Genomic DNA, 17,057 nt, shown 5'->3' on the forward strand with positions numbered 1-17,057 from the left:
TGTCCTTTCATCTCGATTAAAGGGCAGGTTTTTATATAAAAAGTATTTTTCACATTATTATATGTGAATGAGAGAAGGTGGAACAGCAATGTCTTTTTTAACATTATTAAATGAAGATTTACAAAAAAAATGGACTTTTGAACATACAATGCCAATCCAAGATGAAATGATTCCAGCATTACTTGAGGGCAAAGACGTCGTAGCAGAATCTCCAACAGGAACAGGTAAAACACTTGCATATCTTTTACCAATTTTACAAACAGTTGATGGTTCTAAAAAAGCGACACAAGCATTAATAATTGCTCCATCACAAGAGTTATGTATGCAAATTGTTGAAGTTACCCGTACTTGGGTTGCAGGAACGAACATTACAGTTGTGCCTTTAATAGGTGGTGCGAATCCACAACGTCAAATTGATAAACTAAAGAAAAAACCAACAATCGTTGTCGGAACACCAGGTCGTCTAAATGAATTAGTAAAAGCAAAAAAACTAAAACTTCATGAACTAACGAAAATTATCCTTGATGAAGGGGATCAACTTCTAAGTCGTGACTATCGCGTATTAGTTAAATCATTTATTGATGGAGCAAGTCATGGTCGCCAAGTTGCTGTTGTTTCTGCAACAATTACGGAGGAAATCGAGTTAGTTGCTGCACGTATGATGAATGAGCCTGTACGCTTCAAAGTTAGCTTAGATGAAATGCCAAACCAAGGCAAAGTAACGCATTCATTTATGAAAATCGAAGAGAGAAATAAAACAGAAATGTTACGTAAGCTTTCAAATGTAGAAGGATTACGTGGTTTAGCATTTGTAAATAATTTAGATCAATTATTGATGAAAGAAACAAAATTATCATACCGTGCTGCACCAATTGTTGTTTTACACTCAGAAATGAAAAAAGAAGAGCGTAAAAAAGCACTAGATTCGTTCCGTAAAGGCGAAGCACGTGTTTTAATCGCGACAGATGTAGCTGCACGTGGATTAGATATTGAAGGTCTAACACATGTAATACATGTAGATGTACCACATACAATGGAGCAATACTTACATCGTTCAGGCCGTACAGGACGTGCAGGAGCAGATGGTGAAGTATTAACATTGCTTGCACATCATGAAGAGCATACGTATCGCAAATGGACTCGTGAGCTGCCATCAAAACCCGTTGAAAAAACGTGGACAGCTGGAAAATTAATTGAAGGAACAACAAAACCTACTGTGAAAAGGGGCAAATAAGAATGACATTCCAGGAGAAATTAGCACAATTTGCTGAGCTTGCTGTAAAAGTAGGCGTTAATATTCAAAAAGGTCAAACACTTCTAATTAACACAACTACAGATACAATTGAGTTTACACGCTTAGTTGTAAAAGAAGCCTATGCAGCAGGAGCAGGTCGCGTTACTGTCAATTTTTCTGATGGAGAGATTGACCGCGCTTTTTTTGATAATGCTCCTGAGGATGAATTCTCAAAATACCCTCGTTGGATTAGTGAACAGCGTGACGAACTAATCGAACGAAAAGGTGCCTTATTATGGATTGATGCCGCAGATCCAGATTTATTATCGGGTGTCCCTGTGTCTAAGCTATCTGCACAACAAAAAGCAGCAGGTAAAGCATTAGCGAATTACCGTAATGCTGTTATGAATGATAAAGTTGCATGGGCAATCATTGCCGTTCCGTCTAAGCAATGGGCAGCGAAAGTATTCCCGAATGTAGAAGCAGATAAGCAAGTAGAAGCCTTATGGGAAGCAATTTTTAAAACAGTGCGTATAGGTGAGGGAAATGCTGTTGAAAACTGGCAAGGGCATTTAGAGAATCTAGACACTCGTGCTGCAATTCTGAATGCAAAACGCTTTGCAAAACTTCACTACACAGCACCAGGAACTGATTTAACAATCGAGTTGCCTGACAAACATATTTGGCAAACGGGTGCTAGTAAAACACCTGAGAATACTTCATTTGTGGCTAATATGCCGACGGAAGAAGTATATACAATGCCATCAAAATATGGAGTAAACGGAACTGTATCAAATACAAAACCTCTTGTCTTCCAAGGCAATATCATTGATGACTTCAAATTAACATTTGAAGATGGCAAAATCGTTAAAGCTGAAGCTGGCGTGGGCAATGATCTATTACAAGAATTGATCAAAGCTGATGAAGGTTCAAAATATCTTGGTGAAGTAGCATTAGTGCCACATGAATCGCCAATCTCTGCATCAAATATTCTTTATTACAATACATTATTTGATGAAAATGCTTCGAATCATTTAGCTATTGGTGAAGCATATCCAACATGCTACGAAGGTGGTAGTGCGCTATCTCCCGAACAATTAGAAGAGCACGGTATTAATACTTCTATTACACATGAAGATTTCATGATTGGTAGTGCCGACATGAATATCGACGGTGTTTTAGCAGATGGTACAGTAGAACCAATCTTCCGCAATGGTAGTTGGGCATTTTAAATAAATAAATGAGTTAAAACTGGTACGCCTCCTTGATGGGCGTACCATTTTTTTTGTTGTAAAGTGGGGGATGTTTAGCTGTAATTTGGAATAGGGGAGGACATGAATATTCTGCTAAATAACAAACAGGTGAGTTAGCGCAACAAACATCTCAGTCAGTGCAACAATCATCTCAGTTAGCGCAACAATCATCTCAGTCAGTGCAACAAATCCAAGAGTTAAAGCAATAATCACAATGCCATAAAAAAAACCCCTATGCTTGGATTTATCCGCATAAGAGCAATTAATACTATGGTTTATATCTTGTTGTGGGAGTTTGTTGTGCTTGTGATTTTGATTTTGCTTTACGAGAATCAATAACTTTAATAACAATCGGATAAATAATTGGCGCTAATTTAATAGCAGTTTTTACTACGTTTCTTACCTTCATTTAGTAGCACTCCATTTCTTATAAGCTAATAATAATTTATTCCCATAGATGCTGCATCTTAAACGCGTAGTACACGAACACCTTGAATGATATTCCAAATGATCACTGCTACAGATAGTAGGATTTCTAAAATGATAAACGAGATAATTAAAATAGGCCCTGTACTTATAAAGTTATCAGAACCACTGCCATAAACTCCAAAAACGATAAAGAAAATAATGAAACCGATAATGGATGGGATAATGAGTAAAAGATGTGATATGAATGCTCGTTTCGCATGGTTTTTTACACTCGAATCAGCACTGATAAAATAAACAATTATTGGCAAAATAAATCCTGCAAAAAATATACTAAAGTAACATAATGCCGACATTACTCGATTGTTATCCAGTCCAAGCACCTCCATTCATATTATTATCTACGCTAGAACTCCCAAAAAGATTCAACCCAATGCATGTGCTTTTATTATATTTGCGTAAAGGTATACAGATGAAATGCTGACATATTCAGCGGGACCATGCCAATCTGCTCCAGTTGGGCCGAACTCAATGGCTCCTACGCCATCTGCAGCATAAAATCGAGTATCTGCAGATCCATGTTGTCCAAATAGTGTGGCTTGCTTGTCGCAAACTGCAGCAGTTGTTTTTAATAATGATAAAACAAATGGATCGTCAGCACTTGTTGTAACTGCAGGAGCAATACTGTGAATAATGATTTCAGCTTGGATTTTTTCTGCATCTAGAATTTTTTGAATGTCATGTAGAATAAAGTCTACTGATTGACCTGGAACGTATCGGATATCATAGCGTACATTGCACTGATCTGGAACGACATTAAAACGTTCACCTGCTTGTATTGTAGCCAAATTAATCGATGGAGAATCATAAAATGTATTATGAGCATTTGTTATTGGTGATTCTAACAGTTTTGAGTGGAAATGCATGGCTTGTAAAACAGCATTTAGCCCCTCCCAAGGACGACTACCATGTGATGCTTTACCCTTGAATTGAATTTCGAATTGAAGAATACCTTTTGCTTGTAAACCAATTTGCAGTTGCGTAGGTTCACCACAAATAACAAATTGACCATTAAACCCATTACGAGCAAGCCATCCTGATGTATTCTCACCACCAGTTTCTTCATCTGTCACCAGATGAAGTTGAAGGCGTCTAGGCAGCTTGTCAGCTGATTTAGATAGCTCTACAAAGCCGAACATCATCGCCGCGACTCCTGCCTTCATATCAGCAGCTCCACGCCCGTATAAAAGGTCTCCATCTACAAAGGGGGTATATTGTTCAATTGCAGCTGGAACGACATCGACATGGCCATTCCAGATAAGACAATCTGCGCCTTGTCCAATTTCAGCTGTTAAAATATCAAGTCCGTTATTTTGATATAGGTTAACATCTATACCTTGTTGCTCAAGCCATTGAGCACAAAATTGTAAAGCTTCATTTGCTCCAGTAGGAGTATCACTTTTGTATGTAATTAATTTTTTTAGTAAATCAATCATTTAATTGTCATCCCTTTCATTAAATTCCATTTTATTTATTATATACATTTTTGAAAGAGATCTCTCATTCAATTCAGAGTAATCTATTGAAATAAAAGAATTGTTTGAGTACAATAGGGGTGTTCTACAATTACAATTAAATGATGTATTTACCACAAGGGGAGCCGAAATGGTCGGCTGAGAGTGAACCCAAAGTTCTAACCCTTTGAACCTGTAAGTTAATGCTTGCGTAGGAATGTGGATAGAAACCGACATATAACCGATGTCAGGACCTGTCCTGATGTCGGTTTTTTATTTCTAAGTTTTACTATCTAGAGCCCATTACAAAAGGGATACGTTTAGGTCTTGTGTGTTCTACATCAGAACTACGGGAGGATATTTATTTTGGATAAAAAGAAATTGTTGTTTTTAATTGAGATTGCAATTTTTTCCGCAATCGGTCTAATTTTAGATCAGCTGTCATTTAAACTGTGGGCTCAAGGCGGCTCTATTAGCCTCGTTATGGTACCAATTGTATTAATGGCATTCCGATGGGGTGTATCAGGTGGTTTGATTACCGGTTTTTTAATTGGATTATTGCAAGTGGCGATGGGCGCTTCAATTTTTACACCGCTTCAAGGATTTATCGATTACTTTATAGCATTTACTGTGGTAGGACTTGCTGGAGTTGTGAGGCATCTAGTGTTTACTGCAAGTAAGCAATTAAACAAAAAAGCAATGACTTTGTATATTGTGCTAGGTACAACACTTGGTGGTTTGCTGAGATACATTGCTCATACTACAGCAGGAATTGTCTTCTTTAGCGAATATGCAGGTAATCAAAATGTATATTTGTATTCTATAATTTATAATGGTACGTATATGTTGCCAGCTACTATACTAACAGCAGTTGTAGCTGTACTTTTATTTACATCAGCACCTCGTTTATTACAACAACAAAATTGATAAAAAAAGAGAATTCCTTAAAATTGGAATCCTCTTTTAGCACTTTCAGTAACGTAATTTCATATGTTTAATATAAGAGCTAAACAAAATTATTCTAAATATATAGACATTTGAAATAGCAAGATACTCAGTTTTCATGTTCTTCATTTCGCAAAAAAAGTGTTATAGTAGAGAGTAGACATATGAGAAGAAGGGATCGTATAAAATGATAGCTATAACTCAAGAGGATATTGCAGGATTAAAAAAAGCTGGACGTGTAATGGCCCAAATTCGTGAAGCGATGAAGGCAGCAACAAAACCAGGAATTACAACTAAAGAATTAGATGAAATTGGTGGCCGTTTATTTGAAGAAAATGGAGCCGTTTCAGGACCTAAAAGTGAATATGATTTCCCAGGATATACATGCATAAGTGTGAACGAACAAGTTGCACACGGCATTCCAGGAAACCTTACTCTAAAAGAGGGAGACCTTATTAATATCGACGTTTCTGGTCATGTTGATGGCTATTTTGCAGATACTGGTGTGTCATTTGTTGTTGGTGATGGATCTTACCCAGAAATCGATAAACTTTGTCAAGTTGCAGAAAGTGCATTTGATCGTGCGATGACAAAAGTAAAACCAGGTGCTCGTTTAAACCAAATTGGTAAAGCGGTTGAACGTGAAGCAAAAGCTAACGGTCTAGCGGTTATTATGAACTTAACAGGTCATGGCATTGGCCGTTCACTTCATGAAGATCCACAACATGTATTAAATTATTTTGATGCATGGGATCGCACAATTTTAAAAGAAGGTATGGTTTTAGCTGTTGAACCGTTCATCTCTCAAAAAGCAGAACATATTGTTGAATCAGGTGATGGTTGGACATTTATAACGCCTGACAAATCACTAGTTGCTCAATATGAACATACAATCATCGTAACTGATGGTGAACCAATTATTACAACTAAATTAGACTAAAATATTGAAAAAACCTCCCTTGAATTTTCCATCAAGGGAGGCCTTTTGTTTTTTATTGTTATTTAGAAGGCTTTTGTTTTTTTATAAACAAGATTCCTGCCAATAAAACACCACTTAGAAAAAGTGCTGCTGTCGTTACTAATAATTCCTCAAAGCCATTTTTTATCGCAATCCCTATATAAGCCCAAATGAAGACGATTGGAAAAAAAATATCATAATGGTGGAAACGAATATGAAGTGCAATAGCCGTACCTAGGGTAAGCATAATAACAGCCCACAAAGGATTACTTAAACCTAAGCCATTCCAATGATTAGATGTTAAAACGAAAGAGACATTTGTTATTGTTGCTACGCAAATCCAAGCAAAGTAAATGGAAATGGGGATGCGTTTTGACCACGTTTGTTCATCATTACTATATGAGAAATATAGAAGTGCTAAACAAGTTAACAATAGTAGCATTACGACAATCGTCAGTTGGAAGTAATTATAATGCCATAGGAAAATCCACAAAATATTAAGTAGTGAACTGGCTGTAAATAACAGTGTTTGTTCAATAGAAATTGAGTTCTTACTCTGATGATTGTTCCAATGTTTATAAATCCAGTAAGCTAAAATTATGTATATAAAGCCCCAAATAGTAAAAACATATCGTGCTGGAGTGAAAAGAACTGTATAACTGTCGGAGATTTCGCCAGTAGTTTGACCATTTAGTGGAAGAATATTAGCAGTTAAGTTCACGGTTACCATTGCAATATAAGCGATGGTAATAATAATTAATCTCCCCAATAAAATCTCCTCCTTCATGTTGAGAATAGTATAAAAAACTTAATTTTGTTGCACTCTGAAGTAGAAAAGTATCTCGTTATTCATTACGTAAATATACAAACAACTCTTCGAATTTTAAAGTGTATGTATAAAGTATACATTCGATTAGTTAGAACAACAAATATCATTTCAGATCAATTTACTGTAAAATAATAGTATAAAAGTAAAAGGAGTGGTTAGAGTGAGTAAACGCATTGAAGATATGAAATTAGACAAACATCTAAACGATAAACCTTCCTACAAAAAGGAACTAAAAAAATTACAATTAGAACTTTTAAATATCCAACAGTTCTTGTTCAATCATAATATCGGGCTTGTATTAGCATTTGAAGGAATGGACGCAGCTGGTAAAGGTGGAGCCATTAAACGTTTAACACAACGACTGGATCCTCGTGGATATATCGTACATCCCATTGCAGCACCACAACCCTTCGAGCTGAAATATCACTATCTACATCGCTTTTGGACGCGCTTACCTTATAAAGGGCAAATCGGCATTTTCGATCGTTCGTGGTATGGACGAGTACTAGTAGAACGTATAGAAGGCTTTGCTAAACAAGAAGAATGGCAACGTGCCTACGAAGAAATTAACCAATTTGAAAAACTACTTACAGATGATAACTATATCGTAGCAAAATTCTGGATTCAAGTGTCAAAAGAAGAACAATTAAATCGATTTAAAGAACGACAAGAAGATCCTTATAAAAAATGGAAATTAACAGATGAAGATTGGCGAAATCGTGACAAGTGGCCAATCTATGTAGAAGCAGCAAATGAAATGTTCAAGAAGACAGATAAACCTCATGCACCATGGATTTTAATATCTGGTGATGATAAAAAGTACGCACGAATTCAAGTGTTAAAGCAAGTAATTGCACATGTTACAAGAGAATGTGAACTAAGAGGATTACAAATTACTGATCCTTCTGAAACTATTAGCGAAGAAGTCTAACTATTTCGGGTCCGGAAGTATTATACTGAATATGTAAGAAAATTTGGTAATGGAGGCTTGAATATGACAAATGTAAAATTTCCAGAAGTATGGGATTTAGAGAGCGTATTTGCAGGAGGTAGTAATTCAGAAGAATTAAGAATCCAATTAGACAAAATCCAAGTTGAATTAGAAGAGCTACAAAATGCAATTTCAAGTATTGTAGCAGAAGATTCAAAATCCATTTTAAATGTTCTAGAATTAATGAAAGAAGTATATATTAATATGGGGCAAACCGGGTCATTTGTATCGTGTCTACAAGCACAAGATATGACTGATAAAAAAGCATCATTACTACGTAGTGAAATTTCATCATTAGCTGCGAATTTCGCTCCAATTAAATTGCAATTTCAACAAGTACTAAGTGGCATAGAAGAAGAAAAATGGACAGAACTACTTGCTACTGAGGAGTTATCACAATTTAATTTCACTTTAAATGAATGGCGCGATGAAACTAAGTTAAAACTTTCTGAGCAGGAAGAGAATATTATTTCCGCATTAAAGGTAGATGGTTATAATGCTTGGGGAGAAATGTATGATCTTTTGATTAGCGATATTAAAATTCCTTTTACAATTGATGGTGAGGAAAAAGCGCTTTCTGTAGGTCAAGCGAATAACTTAAGTTCACATCCAGATGCTACAGTGCGTCAAGCGGCTTATGAAGCTCTTGAAAAAACATGGACAGAAAAAGAGGAATTCTTTGCAAAAACGTTGAATCATATAGCAGGGTTCCGGTTAGCTACATACAAAAAAAGAGGTTGGGATTCGGTATTACAAGAGCCACTTCAAACTAACCGTATGCAGCCTGAAACAATTGATGCAATGTGGGGTGCAATTATAGATCATAAAGCACCTTTCGCAGAATATTTAAAGCGTAAAGCAGAGCTATTAAACACAAGTACAATGGATTGGTTCAATTTAGATGCGCCAATTACTTCATCAACAGAAACGATTTCTTATCAAGAAGGTGCAGCATTTGTCATCGAAAATTTTGGACGATTTGGCAAGAAGCTAGAAGCCTTTGCTACAAATGCAATTGAAAACGGCTGGGTTGAAGCTGAAAACCGCCCAAATAAACGTCCGGGTGGATTTTGTACCGGACTACCATTAACGAAGGAATCACGTATTTTCATGACTTATAGTGGTACTATGTCTAATGTTGCAACATTAGCGCATGAACTAGGTCATGCATTCCATTCGTATGCATTACGCCCTATTCATACTTTGAATACTGGCTATGCAATGGGTGTGGCAGAAACAGCTTCTACATTTGCTGAAATGATTGTTGCAGATGCAGCTGTTCAAGAAGCAAAATCAGAAGATGAAAAAATAGCATTACTTGAGGATAAAATTCAGCGCAGTGTAGCATTCTTCATGAATATTCATGCTCGATTCTTATTTGAAACACGCTTTTATGAAGAACGTGAGTTAGGGATTGTACCAGCTCATCGGTTGAATGAAATAATGGAAGAGGCACAGAAGGAAGCTTATGCAGGTGCGCTGAATGTTGCTCATCCACATTTCTGGGCTTCAAAATTGCACTTCTATATGACAAGTGTGCCGTTTTATAATTTCCCATATACATTCGGCTATTTGTTCTCATTAAGTATTTATGCTAAAGCAAAAGAAGAAGGTAGTAGTTTTGAAGATAAATATATCGCTTTATTACAAGATACAGCCGTTATGTCTGTAGAAGATTTAGCGATGAAACATTTAGGTGAGGATATTACAGAAAAGGCATTCTGGGAAAAGGGAATTCGTATATGTGAACAGGATGTTGAACAGTTTTTAGAATTAACCACTCAAAAAGGGTGATCTAACATGGTATTTCTTGAAGGGAATCGCTGCTATTTACGAACATTAGAAGAAGCCGATGTTTCGGCATTCACAAATCTAGTAAAGCGTAATAAGCGCTATTGGTCGATTTATGAGCCATTACATGAGGATGAGTTTTATACAGAACACACTCAAAGAAAGAAAATTATTGAGTCTATTCAGCGTATGAGACTCAATCGTGAGTATAGTTTTGCAATATTTGCAATGGGAACGTCGGATCTTGTAGGACATATATCGATTTATTCTATCAAGAGATTACCATTTGCAAGTGCTTTTGTAGGTTATTCAGTAGATAAGCGTTATATTGGTCAAGGAATTGCATCTGAGGCTCTAGAGCTAGTAGTTAAATTCGGCTTTGAAGATTTGTCGCTACATCGAATAGAGGCATATGTATCGCCTAATAACATTGGCTCTGTCCGTGTGCTAGAGAAAGCAGGATTCCTACGTGAAGGATTATTAAGAAAGCTATTGTACATTAATGGAAACTGGGAAGATCATTATTTGTATTCTTATATAGATGATGATTTTTGAAAGGGCAAGGCTGTCTGGCGGAGATGGAAAAGTACTGTCAGAGGGATGCTGTACGGAATGAAATAATTAGCGAATCATTTCCTGGGAAATGCGTCGATTTCTGTTTGAAAAAGAAGAAGCGAGGGTCACTTAAAAGGTGGCCCTCGCTTTTTGTCATATCTATTGTTTTGAACCGTCTTCAACTACATCAAGACGACCTGTACTTGGGTCAATTACTAAACCATGAACGGGAATAGAGTTGATAACTAGCGGATGACTTCGAATCATTTCAACACTATTACGAACGTTTTCGGTTACATCATCAAAGCCTCTTAACCATTCATGCAAGTTTGCACCAGAGTAATTTAGAAGATCAATGGTATCTTGTGAAACACCACGATCGACCATTTTAGCTAACATTTTGTCAGGGTTAACTGCGCTCATACCACAATCGTAGTGCCCAATGACAAAAATTTCATCTGCTTGTAACTCATAAATTGCAACAAGTAGACTACGCATAATACCACCAAATGGGTGGTTTAATGTTGCACCTGCGCTTTTAACAATTTTGACATCGCCATTACGTAAATTCATCGCTTTTGGTAACAGTTCTACAAGGCGAGTATCCATGCACGTTAAAATAACAAAATGCTTATCTGGAAATTTACTAGTAATAAAAGGCTCGTATTGCTTATCTTCTACAAATGTTTCATTGAATGTAAGAATTTCATTAATAATGGACATTAAACAGTTCCCCTTTCCTTACATACTTATTTTAGAATAACTATTCAGAAAAGAGAATAAGTTTTCACGAATTTATGAATTCAATTTTTGTAAAAGGTTCATTGTATCTAGAGATCTTCCAGTACCAATTGCAACAGATTCTAATGGTGATGGAGCTAGAATGACAGGTACAAGTAGTTCGTCTGAAAGCCATTCAGGCATACCTTTTAAAAGAGAACCGCCACCAGTTAATACAACGCCACGGTCTACAATATCCCCGGATAACTCTGGTGGGCAGCTTTCTAATGTTCTACGGATAACCTCTAAGATTGAAAGAAGAGATTCTTTAAGACAACTTTGAATTTCTTCTGAATTTATTGTGATCGTTTTTGGTAAGCCAGTAACGATATCTCTACCGCGTACTTCCATGAACTCTTTGTCGTGTTGGATTAAAGCATAACCAATTTCTTTCTTAATATTCTCAGCAGTACGTTCACCGATTAGCACACTGTATTCCTTACGTGCAAAATGAATGATTTCTTCATTCATTCTGTCGCCACCTAGTTTCATAGTGTTTGAAGTAACAACGCCACCAAATGAAATGATTCCAACCTCTGTTGTGCCTCCACCGATATCAACGATGACACTTGCGATAGGCTCACTAACAGGAAGATCAGCACCTATTGCAGCAGCAACCGGTTCCTCGATTAAGAAGACTTCTTTAGCACCACATTGTTTTACAGCATCTTTTATAGCTAAGCGCTCAACTGAAGTAGCTCCAGAGGGAGTGCAGACAATTACACTCGGTTTACGGATTGAACCACCTATAATTTTCCCGACCTTTTGCATAATGACTTTAATCATTTCGGTAGTCATATCAAAGTCGGCAATGACACCATCACGAAGGGGACGGATTGCTTGAATATTAGCGGGCGTTTTACCGATCATATTCTTCGCTTCAGTACCGATTGCGATGACTTCATTTGTAGTTGTATTTACGGCAATAACTGATGGTTCGTTTAATAAAATTCCTTTGTTTTTTGTATATACTAACGTATTGGCTGTGCCAAGATCGATTCCAATTGCAGTTGTTGAAAACATTGTATAGTTCCTCCCTTATAACATTGCCTCATAAGTATAGAGGAAAAACGATAAAACCCCTATGTTACATTTTGGAAGTTGTAAATCGCAGTGAGAAAAAATGTGAAATTAGTATTTTTGAATAATCAATTTTTGGTAAAAATAGAGGTAGTTAGGTTTAATATGTCACAAGTTTGTTACAAAATTGTGAGGAAAATATAAAAAAACAGTTACTTATAAGTAACTGTTTAGCATTAAAAGTTAGTTTTTTGGTTTTGGATCAACAAGAGTTGCTGTTGAAGTATCTAATCCTACTAGTAAATAGTGAATAAGGATTCCACCAGTGATTAGGATAAGTGCTGAAAATCCTAATACTGTTACTATAAATGTACCCATGATAAAACTCCTCTCTACCATTATTAAAGATTCATTATCTATCAGTATACATGATATTATGTTACAAGATAAGTGTAATTTATGGATTACCATTTTACCAATGCCTTATATGTACGTAAATTGTACACTTCAGTAGAATTTAGTGTGCAAAATGATAGTTAGATTATTATTAGTAGAATACTTTGCTGGAATACTAAAAAGCCCAGCTTCCTTGGCGGAATATTGGTTCTACATTATTATCTTCCGTAATACCGTCTATATCCATTTTGTCAGAACCAATCATAAAGTCTACATGTGTTAGACTTTGGTTTAAGCCGTTCTCGGCAATCTCTTCACGAGACATGGTTTTACCACCTTCTATGTTGAAAGCGTAAGCACTACCAATAGCCAAATGGTTAGAAGCATTTTCATCAAACAGTGTGTTATAGAATAATAGACCCGATTGTGAAATAGGAGAATTATGCGGAACTAAAGCAACTTCACCTAAATAATGTGAACCTTCGTCAGTAGCTACAAGTTGTTTTAGTACTTCCTCACCTTGCTCAGCAGTTACGTCCACAATTCGACCATTTTCAAAGGTAATTTTAAATTGATCAATAATATTGCCACCATAACTTAATGGTTTAGTACTAGAAACATAGCCGTTAACACCAGTTTTATAAGGTGCAGTGAAGACTTCTTCTGTAGGCATATTAGCCATAAACTCTTTACCATTCACATTGATACTTCCGCCACCACACCATAAATGATTTTTAGGAAGCTCGATTGTAAGGTCTGTTCCAGGCGCACGGTAATGTAATTTATGGTATTTTTTTTCGTTTAAATAGGATACTTTGTCGTGCAGTGATTCATCAAGTGTTTTCCAGGCTTGGATTGGATCTGCTACATCAACTCTTACAGCTTTGAAAATAGCGTCCCAGAGTTGCTCAACTTGTTGATCTTGAGGTAGTTCAGGGAAAACTTTGGCAGCCCAATCTTTAGAAGATGCTGCAATAACATTCCAACTGATTTTATCAGATTGTGCATATTCTCTATATTTACTCAAGGCTTTTCCTGTAGCTTTTTGGAATGCGGAGATACGGCTAGATTCAATCCCTGCAAGTAAATCTGGACTTTGGGAAACGATGCTTATGAAGGCAGCCCCTTGTTCTGCCAACCAATTACGTTCTTCTGTTTTCCAATGTGGGTAAAAATCAAAAGAGTCTGCAGGAGCTAACTCATAACGTAAACGATTAATTTGATCATCCGCGAAATCAACAAATACTTGTTTAGCACCAGCTTCATAAGCCTTTTTAGTAATTAAACGAACTAACTCTACATTATCAATAGAAGTGCTGATGTAAAGAAATTGATTTGGTTGGATGTTGACACCTATTTTAACAGCAAGTTCAGCATAACGATCTAATTTCTCATTGAATGAAATCATGACGACATTCCTCCTTAATTTAAGTCAATTGTAACAATTTTTGAAAGATTATAAAAGAAAAAGTAGAGGACTATAATTTTGTCCTTTTCACGAAATTTCAGCAAATATCTTCTATTGTTTACAATAGATTATTAAAATAATGAAATATAAACCGAAATAAAAAAAAGAATGACGATTTTGGGGGTACTAAAATGGATTTATCATCGATTATTGGTTTAATAATAGCTTTTGTTTCGCTATTAGCAGGAATGTATTTTAAAGGTGTTACTCCTGATGCATTACTGAACCCAGCAGCGATACTTATTATCATCTTCGGTACGATCGCAGCGATTACGATCGCATTTCCTAAGAGTGAACTAAAACGTATACCTAAGCTGTTTGGTCTTATCTTCAAGGAGCAAAAGTTAGTAAGTGATGTAGAGATTATTAAAATGTTTTCGCAATGGGCAGATTTAGCTCGTCGTGAAGGGCTACTTGCACTTGAAAGCAAAGTATCCGAAATTGATGATCCGTTTTTGAAAAATGGATTGACTTTGGCTATTGATGGTCAAAATGCAGATTATATCCGTGACGTCTTAAACGAAGAAGTGGAAGCGATGGAAGATCGCCACGCAAGTGGAGCTTTGATTTTCTCACAAGCAGGTACATATGCCCCGACTTTAGGGGTACTTGGTGCGGTAATTGGACTTATCGCAGCACTAAGAGATTTAAACGATATAGAAAAATTGGGACATGCTATTTCAGCAGCGTTTGTAGCGACACTTCTAGGTATCTTCACAGGGTATGTATTATGGCATCCATTTGCAAATAAGTTAAAACGTAAATCTAGCCAAGAAATTCGTCAAAAAACAATGATGATTGAAGGTATTTTATCGGTTCTAGAAGGTGAAGCTCCTCGCGTAATCGAACAGAAATTGGCGTCTTATTTAACGAAAGAAGATCGCTCTCAAATAATGGACGAAAGCGGGGCGAGTGGCCTTGGCAAAGAGATCTAAAAGAAGAAAAAAGCATGAAGAACATACAGATGAATCTTGGCTAATTCCATATGCCGATATCCTAACGTTATTATTAGCACTCTTTATCGTCTTATTTGCTTCTAGTACCGTCGATGTACAAAAAATGCAACAGCTTTCTACAGTTTTTAGTTCTATCTTTGATTCAGGTGATGGCGTTTTTGAGCAGCCATCACCAGTTGAACCACAAAAACCAGAAAGCTCCGAAAAAGATAGCGATGCAGCATATTTAGAAGATCAAGAAGCCTTATCGCAGATAAAAGGGAATGTAGATGAATTTATTGCTGTTAATGAGCTTGAAAAGCAATTCGCAACTAAACTAACAGATGAAGGATTACTCGTAACAATCCGAGATAGTATTCTCTTTGATCCAGGTAAAGCTATTGTAAAAGATGAGTATCAAAATATAGCGAAAGAATTATCTAAGTTACTTGTATTCGATCCACCACGTCATGTAATTATTACAGGTTATACAGATGATGTACCAATGAACAATGCAGAATTTGCTTCGAATTGGGAGCTAAGTGTTATGCGTGCAGTTAATTTCTTGAAATTAGTTGTAGATGAAAATGTTAAACTTGATCCAGCATTTTTTAGTGCAAAAGGATATGGAGAAAATGAACCTGTTGCATCTAATAAGACAGATGAAGGTCGTGCGAAAAATAGACGAGTAGAAGTACTTATTCAGCCTTTAGTGAAAAAAGAAGATACAAATACAAACGAAAAAGAAACATCAGCAAAATCAGAATAAGAAAAAACGATATGTATGTTTACATATCGTTTTTTCTTTTTTTTTTTGACATTCTTAAAACAAAAGTTTATAATCTAAACAAATGTAATGAGGGTGATGACATGAATGAAAAAGAGTTAATGATCCTAAAGCTTATTCGCCAAAACCCTTTTTTGTCCCAACAAGAAATGGCTGAAGAGTTAAAGATGTCTAGACCCGCTCTAGCGAATATTATCTCAGGATTAACACGTCAAGGTAAAATTGTCGGGAGGGCGTATATATTGCCGGAAGAAAATGAAGTAATTTGTATCGGTGGAGCTAATATGGACCGTAAGTTTCATATTAAAGGTAAAGCTCAGTTGGGAACCTCTAATCCTGCTGCCGTTACACAAAGTATCGGTGGCGTAACTCGAAACATTGCCGAAAATTTAGGGCGTCTAGGACACCATGTATCACTTTTAACAGGTGCAGGTAAGGATTCAGATTGGAATGCTATTAAAGAAGCTTCAGCAAGCTATATGAATGTTTCAAACGTAGAACAATTCCAAAATGCTTCAACGGGCTCTTATACGGCAGTTTTAGATGAGCAAGGTGAAATGCTTTTAGCTGTAGCGAATATGGATGTATATGATCTATTAGTGCCAGAGTTGCTGATGAAGCACGAGGCAGCTATGTCAAATGCAGCATGTATCGTTATGGATTTGAATTGCCCTAAAGAAACAATTGAGAGTATCAAAGAACTTGCATCGGTGAGACAAATTCCATTTGTATTAATTCCAGTATCGTCACCCAAGATGGATCGTATGCCAAAAGATTTAAATGGCGTAACATGGTTTATCTGTAATCGCGATGAAGCAGAAACGTATTTGGATAGTACGATCACTTCAGAGGAAGACTGGAAGAAATCAGTACAAGCTTTATTGGAAAAAGGCGCAGAAAATGTTGTTATTACAGCAGGTAGTAAAGGCGTTTATGCGGCATCTAAAGACTTGCCTGTGAAGAGCTATGCTGCAATTCAAATTGATCATGTTGAAGATGTAACTGGTGCGGGAGATGCTTTTGTAGGAGCATTGCTACATAGCTGGATTCTACAAGAACCTTTCGCTGAAAATATTCAAAATGGTTTGATGAATGCAGCAAAAACTTTACAAAGTGCATTTACCGTAAGACCAGAGTTATCTGCAAATAAACTAAAAAATGAGCTGGAGGAATAA

Annotated in this window: 18 protein-coding genes and 1 riboswitch; of the genes, 10 read left to right on the top strand and 8 right to left on the bottom strand. The window is 36.4% G+C overall.

All coding sequences use genetic code 11. From position 1 onward, the window contains the following. Nucleotides 1–88: 88 nt before the first annotated feature. The gene (locus MHH85_RS00540; protein WP_340705645.1) at nt 89–1,234 is read left to right on the top strand and encodes a DEAD/DEAH box helicase; all 1,146 of its coding nucleotides are present in this window, start codon (nt 89–91) and stop codon (nt 1,232–1,234) included. 2 nt (nt 1,235–1,236) lie between these two features. Continuing rightward, nucleotides 1,237–2,466: an aminopeptidase gene (locus MHH85_RS00545; RefSeq protein ID WP_340705646.1), complete on the top strand. Its 1,230-nt coding sequence runs from the start codon at nt 1,237–1,239 to the stop codon at nt 2,464–2,466. Nucleotides 2,467–2,755: 289 nt separating this feature from the next. Here MHH85_RS00545 and MHH85_RS00550 read toward each other — a convergent pair whose 3' ends face one another. From MHH85_RS00550 to MHH85_RS00560, 3 genes are all read right to left on the bottom strand, one after another. After that, nucleotides 2,756–2,896 (bottom strand): hypothetical protein, encoded by a 141-nt coding sequence (locus MHH85_RS00550; RefSeq protein WP_193737524.1) that lies wholly within the window; start codon nt 2,894–2,896, stop codon nt 2,756–2,758. Nucleotides 2,897–2,954: 58 nt separating this feature from the next. Next, the gene (locus MHH85_RS00555) at nt 2,955–3,224 is read right to left on the bottom strand and encodes a hypothetical protein (protein WP_390011836.1); all 270 of its coding nucleotides are present in this window, start codon (nt 3,222–3,224) and stop codon (nt 2,955–2,957) included. Nucleotides 3,225–3,338: 114 nt separating this feature from the next. Further along, nucleotides 3,339–4,409 carry a M20 family metallopeptidase gene (locus MHH85_RS00560; protein WP_340705648.1) on the bottom strand — a complete coding sequence of 357 codons (1,071 nt, stop codon included), beginning with the start codon at nt 4,407–4,409 and terminating at the stop codon, nt 3,339–3,341. Between the two features lie 147 nt (nt 4,410–4,556). Next, nucleotides 4,557–4,662, top strand: a riboswitch (TPP riboswitch). 131 nt (nt 4,663–4,793) lie between these two features. Here MHH85_RS00560 and thiT point away from each other — a divergent pair. Together thiT and map are read left to right on the top strand one after the other, a co-directional pair. After that, entirely contained in the window at nt 4,794–5,354 is a 561-nt protein-coding gene (thiT, locus tag MHH85_RS00565; RefSeq protein ID WP_340705649.1) for an energy-coupled thiamine transporter ThiT, read from the top strand. Between the two features lie 205 nt (nt 5,355–5,559). Further along, on the top strand, nt 5,560–6,312 hold the full coding sequence (gene map / locus MHH85_RS00570) for a type I methionyl aminopeptidase (RefSeq protein ID WP_193737521.1): 753 nt from the start codon (nt 5,560–5,562) through the stop codon (nt 6,310–6,312). A gap of 58 nt (nt 6,313–6,370) precedes the next feature. On the opposite strand, the gene MHH85_RS00575 is transcribed toward map, so the two are convergent. Then, on the bottom strand, nt 6,371–7,099 hold the full coding sequence (locus tag MHH85_RS00575; protein WP_193737520.1) for a tryptophan-rich sensory protein: 729 nt from the start codon (nt 7,097–7,099) through the stop codon (nt 6,371–6,373). Nucleotides 7,100–7,340: 241 nt separating this feature from the next. Here MHH85_RS00575 and MHH85_RS00580 point away from each other — a divergent pair, with 241 nt between their 5' ends. The 3 genes from MHH85_RS00580 (at nt 7,341) to MHH85_RS00590 (ending at nt 10,496) form a co-directional block, all read left to right on the top strand. Continuing rightward, entirely contained in the window at nt 7,341–8,090 is a 750-nt protein-coding gene (locus MHH85_RS00580; RefSeq protein ID WP_403982936.1) for a polyphosphate kinase 2 family protein, read from the top strand. 63 nt (nt 8,091–8,153) lie between these two features. Next, nucleotides 8,154–9,944, top strand: a complete 1,791-nt coding sequence (locus tag MHH85_RS00585) for a M3 family oligoendopeptidase (protein WP_340705651.1) — start codon at nt 8,154–8,156, stop codon at nt 9,942–9,944. A gap of 6 nt (nt 9,945–9,950) precedes the next feature. Then, the gene (locus tag MHH85_RS00590) at nt 9,951–10,496 is read left to right on the top strand and encodes a GNAT family N-acetyltransferase (RefSeq protein ID WP_193737517.1); all 546 of its coding nucleotides are present in this window, start codon (nt 9,951–9,953) and stop codon (nt 10,494–10,496) included. Nucleotides 10,497–10,655: 159 nt separating this feature from the next. Here MHH85_RS00590 and MHH85_RS00595 read toward each other — a convergent pair whose 3' ends face one another. The 4 genes from MHH85_RS00595 to MHH85_RS00610 form a co-directional block, all read right to left on the bottom strand. Continuing rightward, entirely contained in the window at nt 10,656–11,219 is a 564-nt protein-coding gene (locus tag MHH85_RS00595; protein ID WP_193737516.1) for a beta-class carbonic anhydrase, read from the bottom strand. Between the two features lie 72 nt (nt 11,220–11,291). Beyond that, nucleotides 11,292–12,299 carry a rod-share determining protein MreBH gene (gene mreBH / locus MHH85_RS00600; RefSeq protein WP_193737515.1) on the bottom strand — a complete coding sequence of 336 codons (1,008 nt, stop codon included), beginning with the start codon at nt 12,297–12,299 and terminating at the stop codon, nt 11,292–11,294. Nucleotides 12,300–12,539: 240 nt separating this feature from the next. Next, complete coding sequence (locus MHH85_RS00605; RefSeq protein WP_255511482.1) at nt 12,540–12,674, bottom strand: hypothetical protein; 135 nt, start codon at nt 12,672–12,674, stop codon at nt 12,540–12,542. 193 nt (nt 12,675–12,867) lie between these two features. Next, a complete protein-coding gene (locus MHH85_RS00610; RefSeq protein ID WP_193737514.1) occupies nt 12,868–14,100 on the bottom strand; it encodes an aminopeptidase in 1,233 nt (410 codons plus the stop codon). A gap of 191 nt (nt 14,101–14,291) precedes the next feature. On the opposite strand from MHH85_RS00610, the gene motA reads away from it, so the two are divergent. The 3 genes from motA (at nt 14,292) to MHH85_RS00625 (ending at nt 17,057) form a co-directional block, all read left to right on the top strand. Continuing rightward, nucleotides 14,292–15,095, top strand: a complete 804-nt coding sequence (motA, locus tag MHH85_RS00615) for a flagellar motor stator protein MotA (protein ID WP_193737513.1) — start codon at nt 14,292–14,294, stop codon at nt 15,093–15,095. Continuing rightward, complete coding sequence (motB, locus tag MHH85_RS00620) at nt 15,079–15,864, top strand: flagellar motor protein MotB (RefSeq protein ID WP_193737512.1); 786 nt, start codon at nt 15,079–15,081, stop codon at nt 15,862–15,864. The genes motA and motB overlap by 17 nt, the downstream gene beginning before the upstream one ends. Nucleotides 15,865–15,965: 101 nt before the next feature. Then, entirely contained in the window at nt 15,966–17,057 is a 1,092-nt protein-coding gene (locus MHH85_RS00625; protein WP_340705652.1) for a carbohydrate kinase, read from the top strand.

It is taken from the genome of Viridibacillus sp. FSL E2-0187, from assembly GCF_038006425.1.
Classification (GTDB): Bacteria; Bacillota; Bacilli; order Bacillales_A; family Planococcaceae; genus Viridibacillus; species Viridibacillus arvi.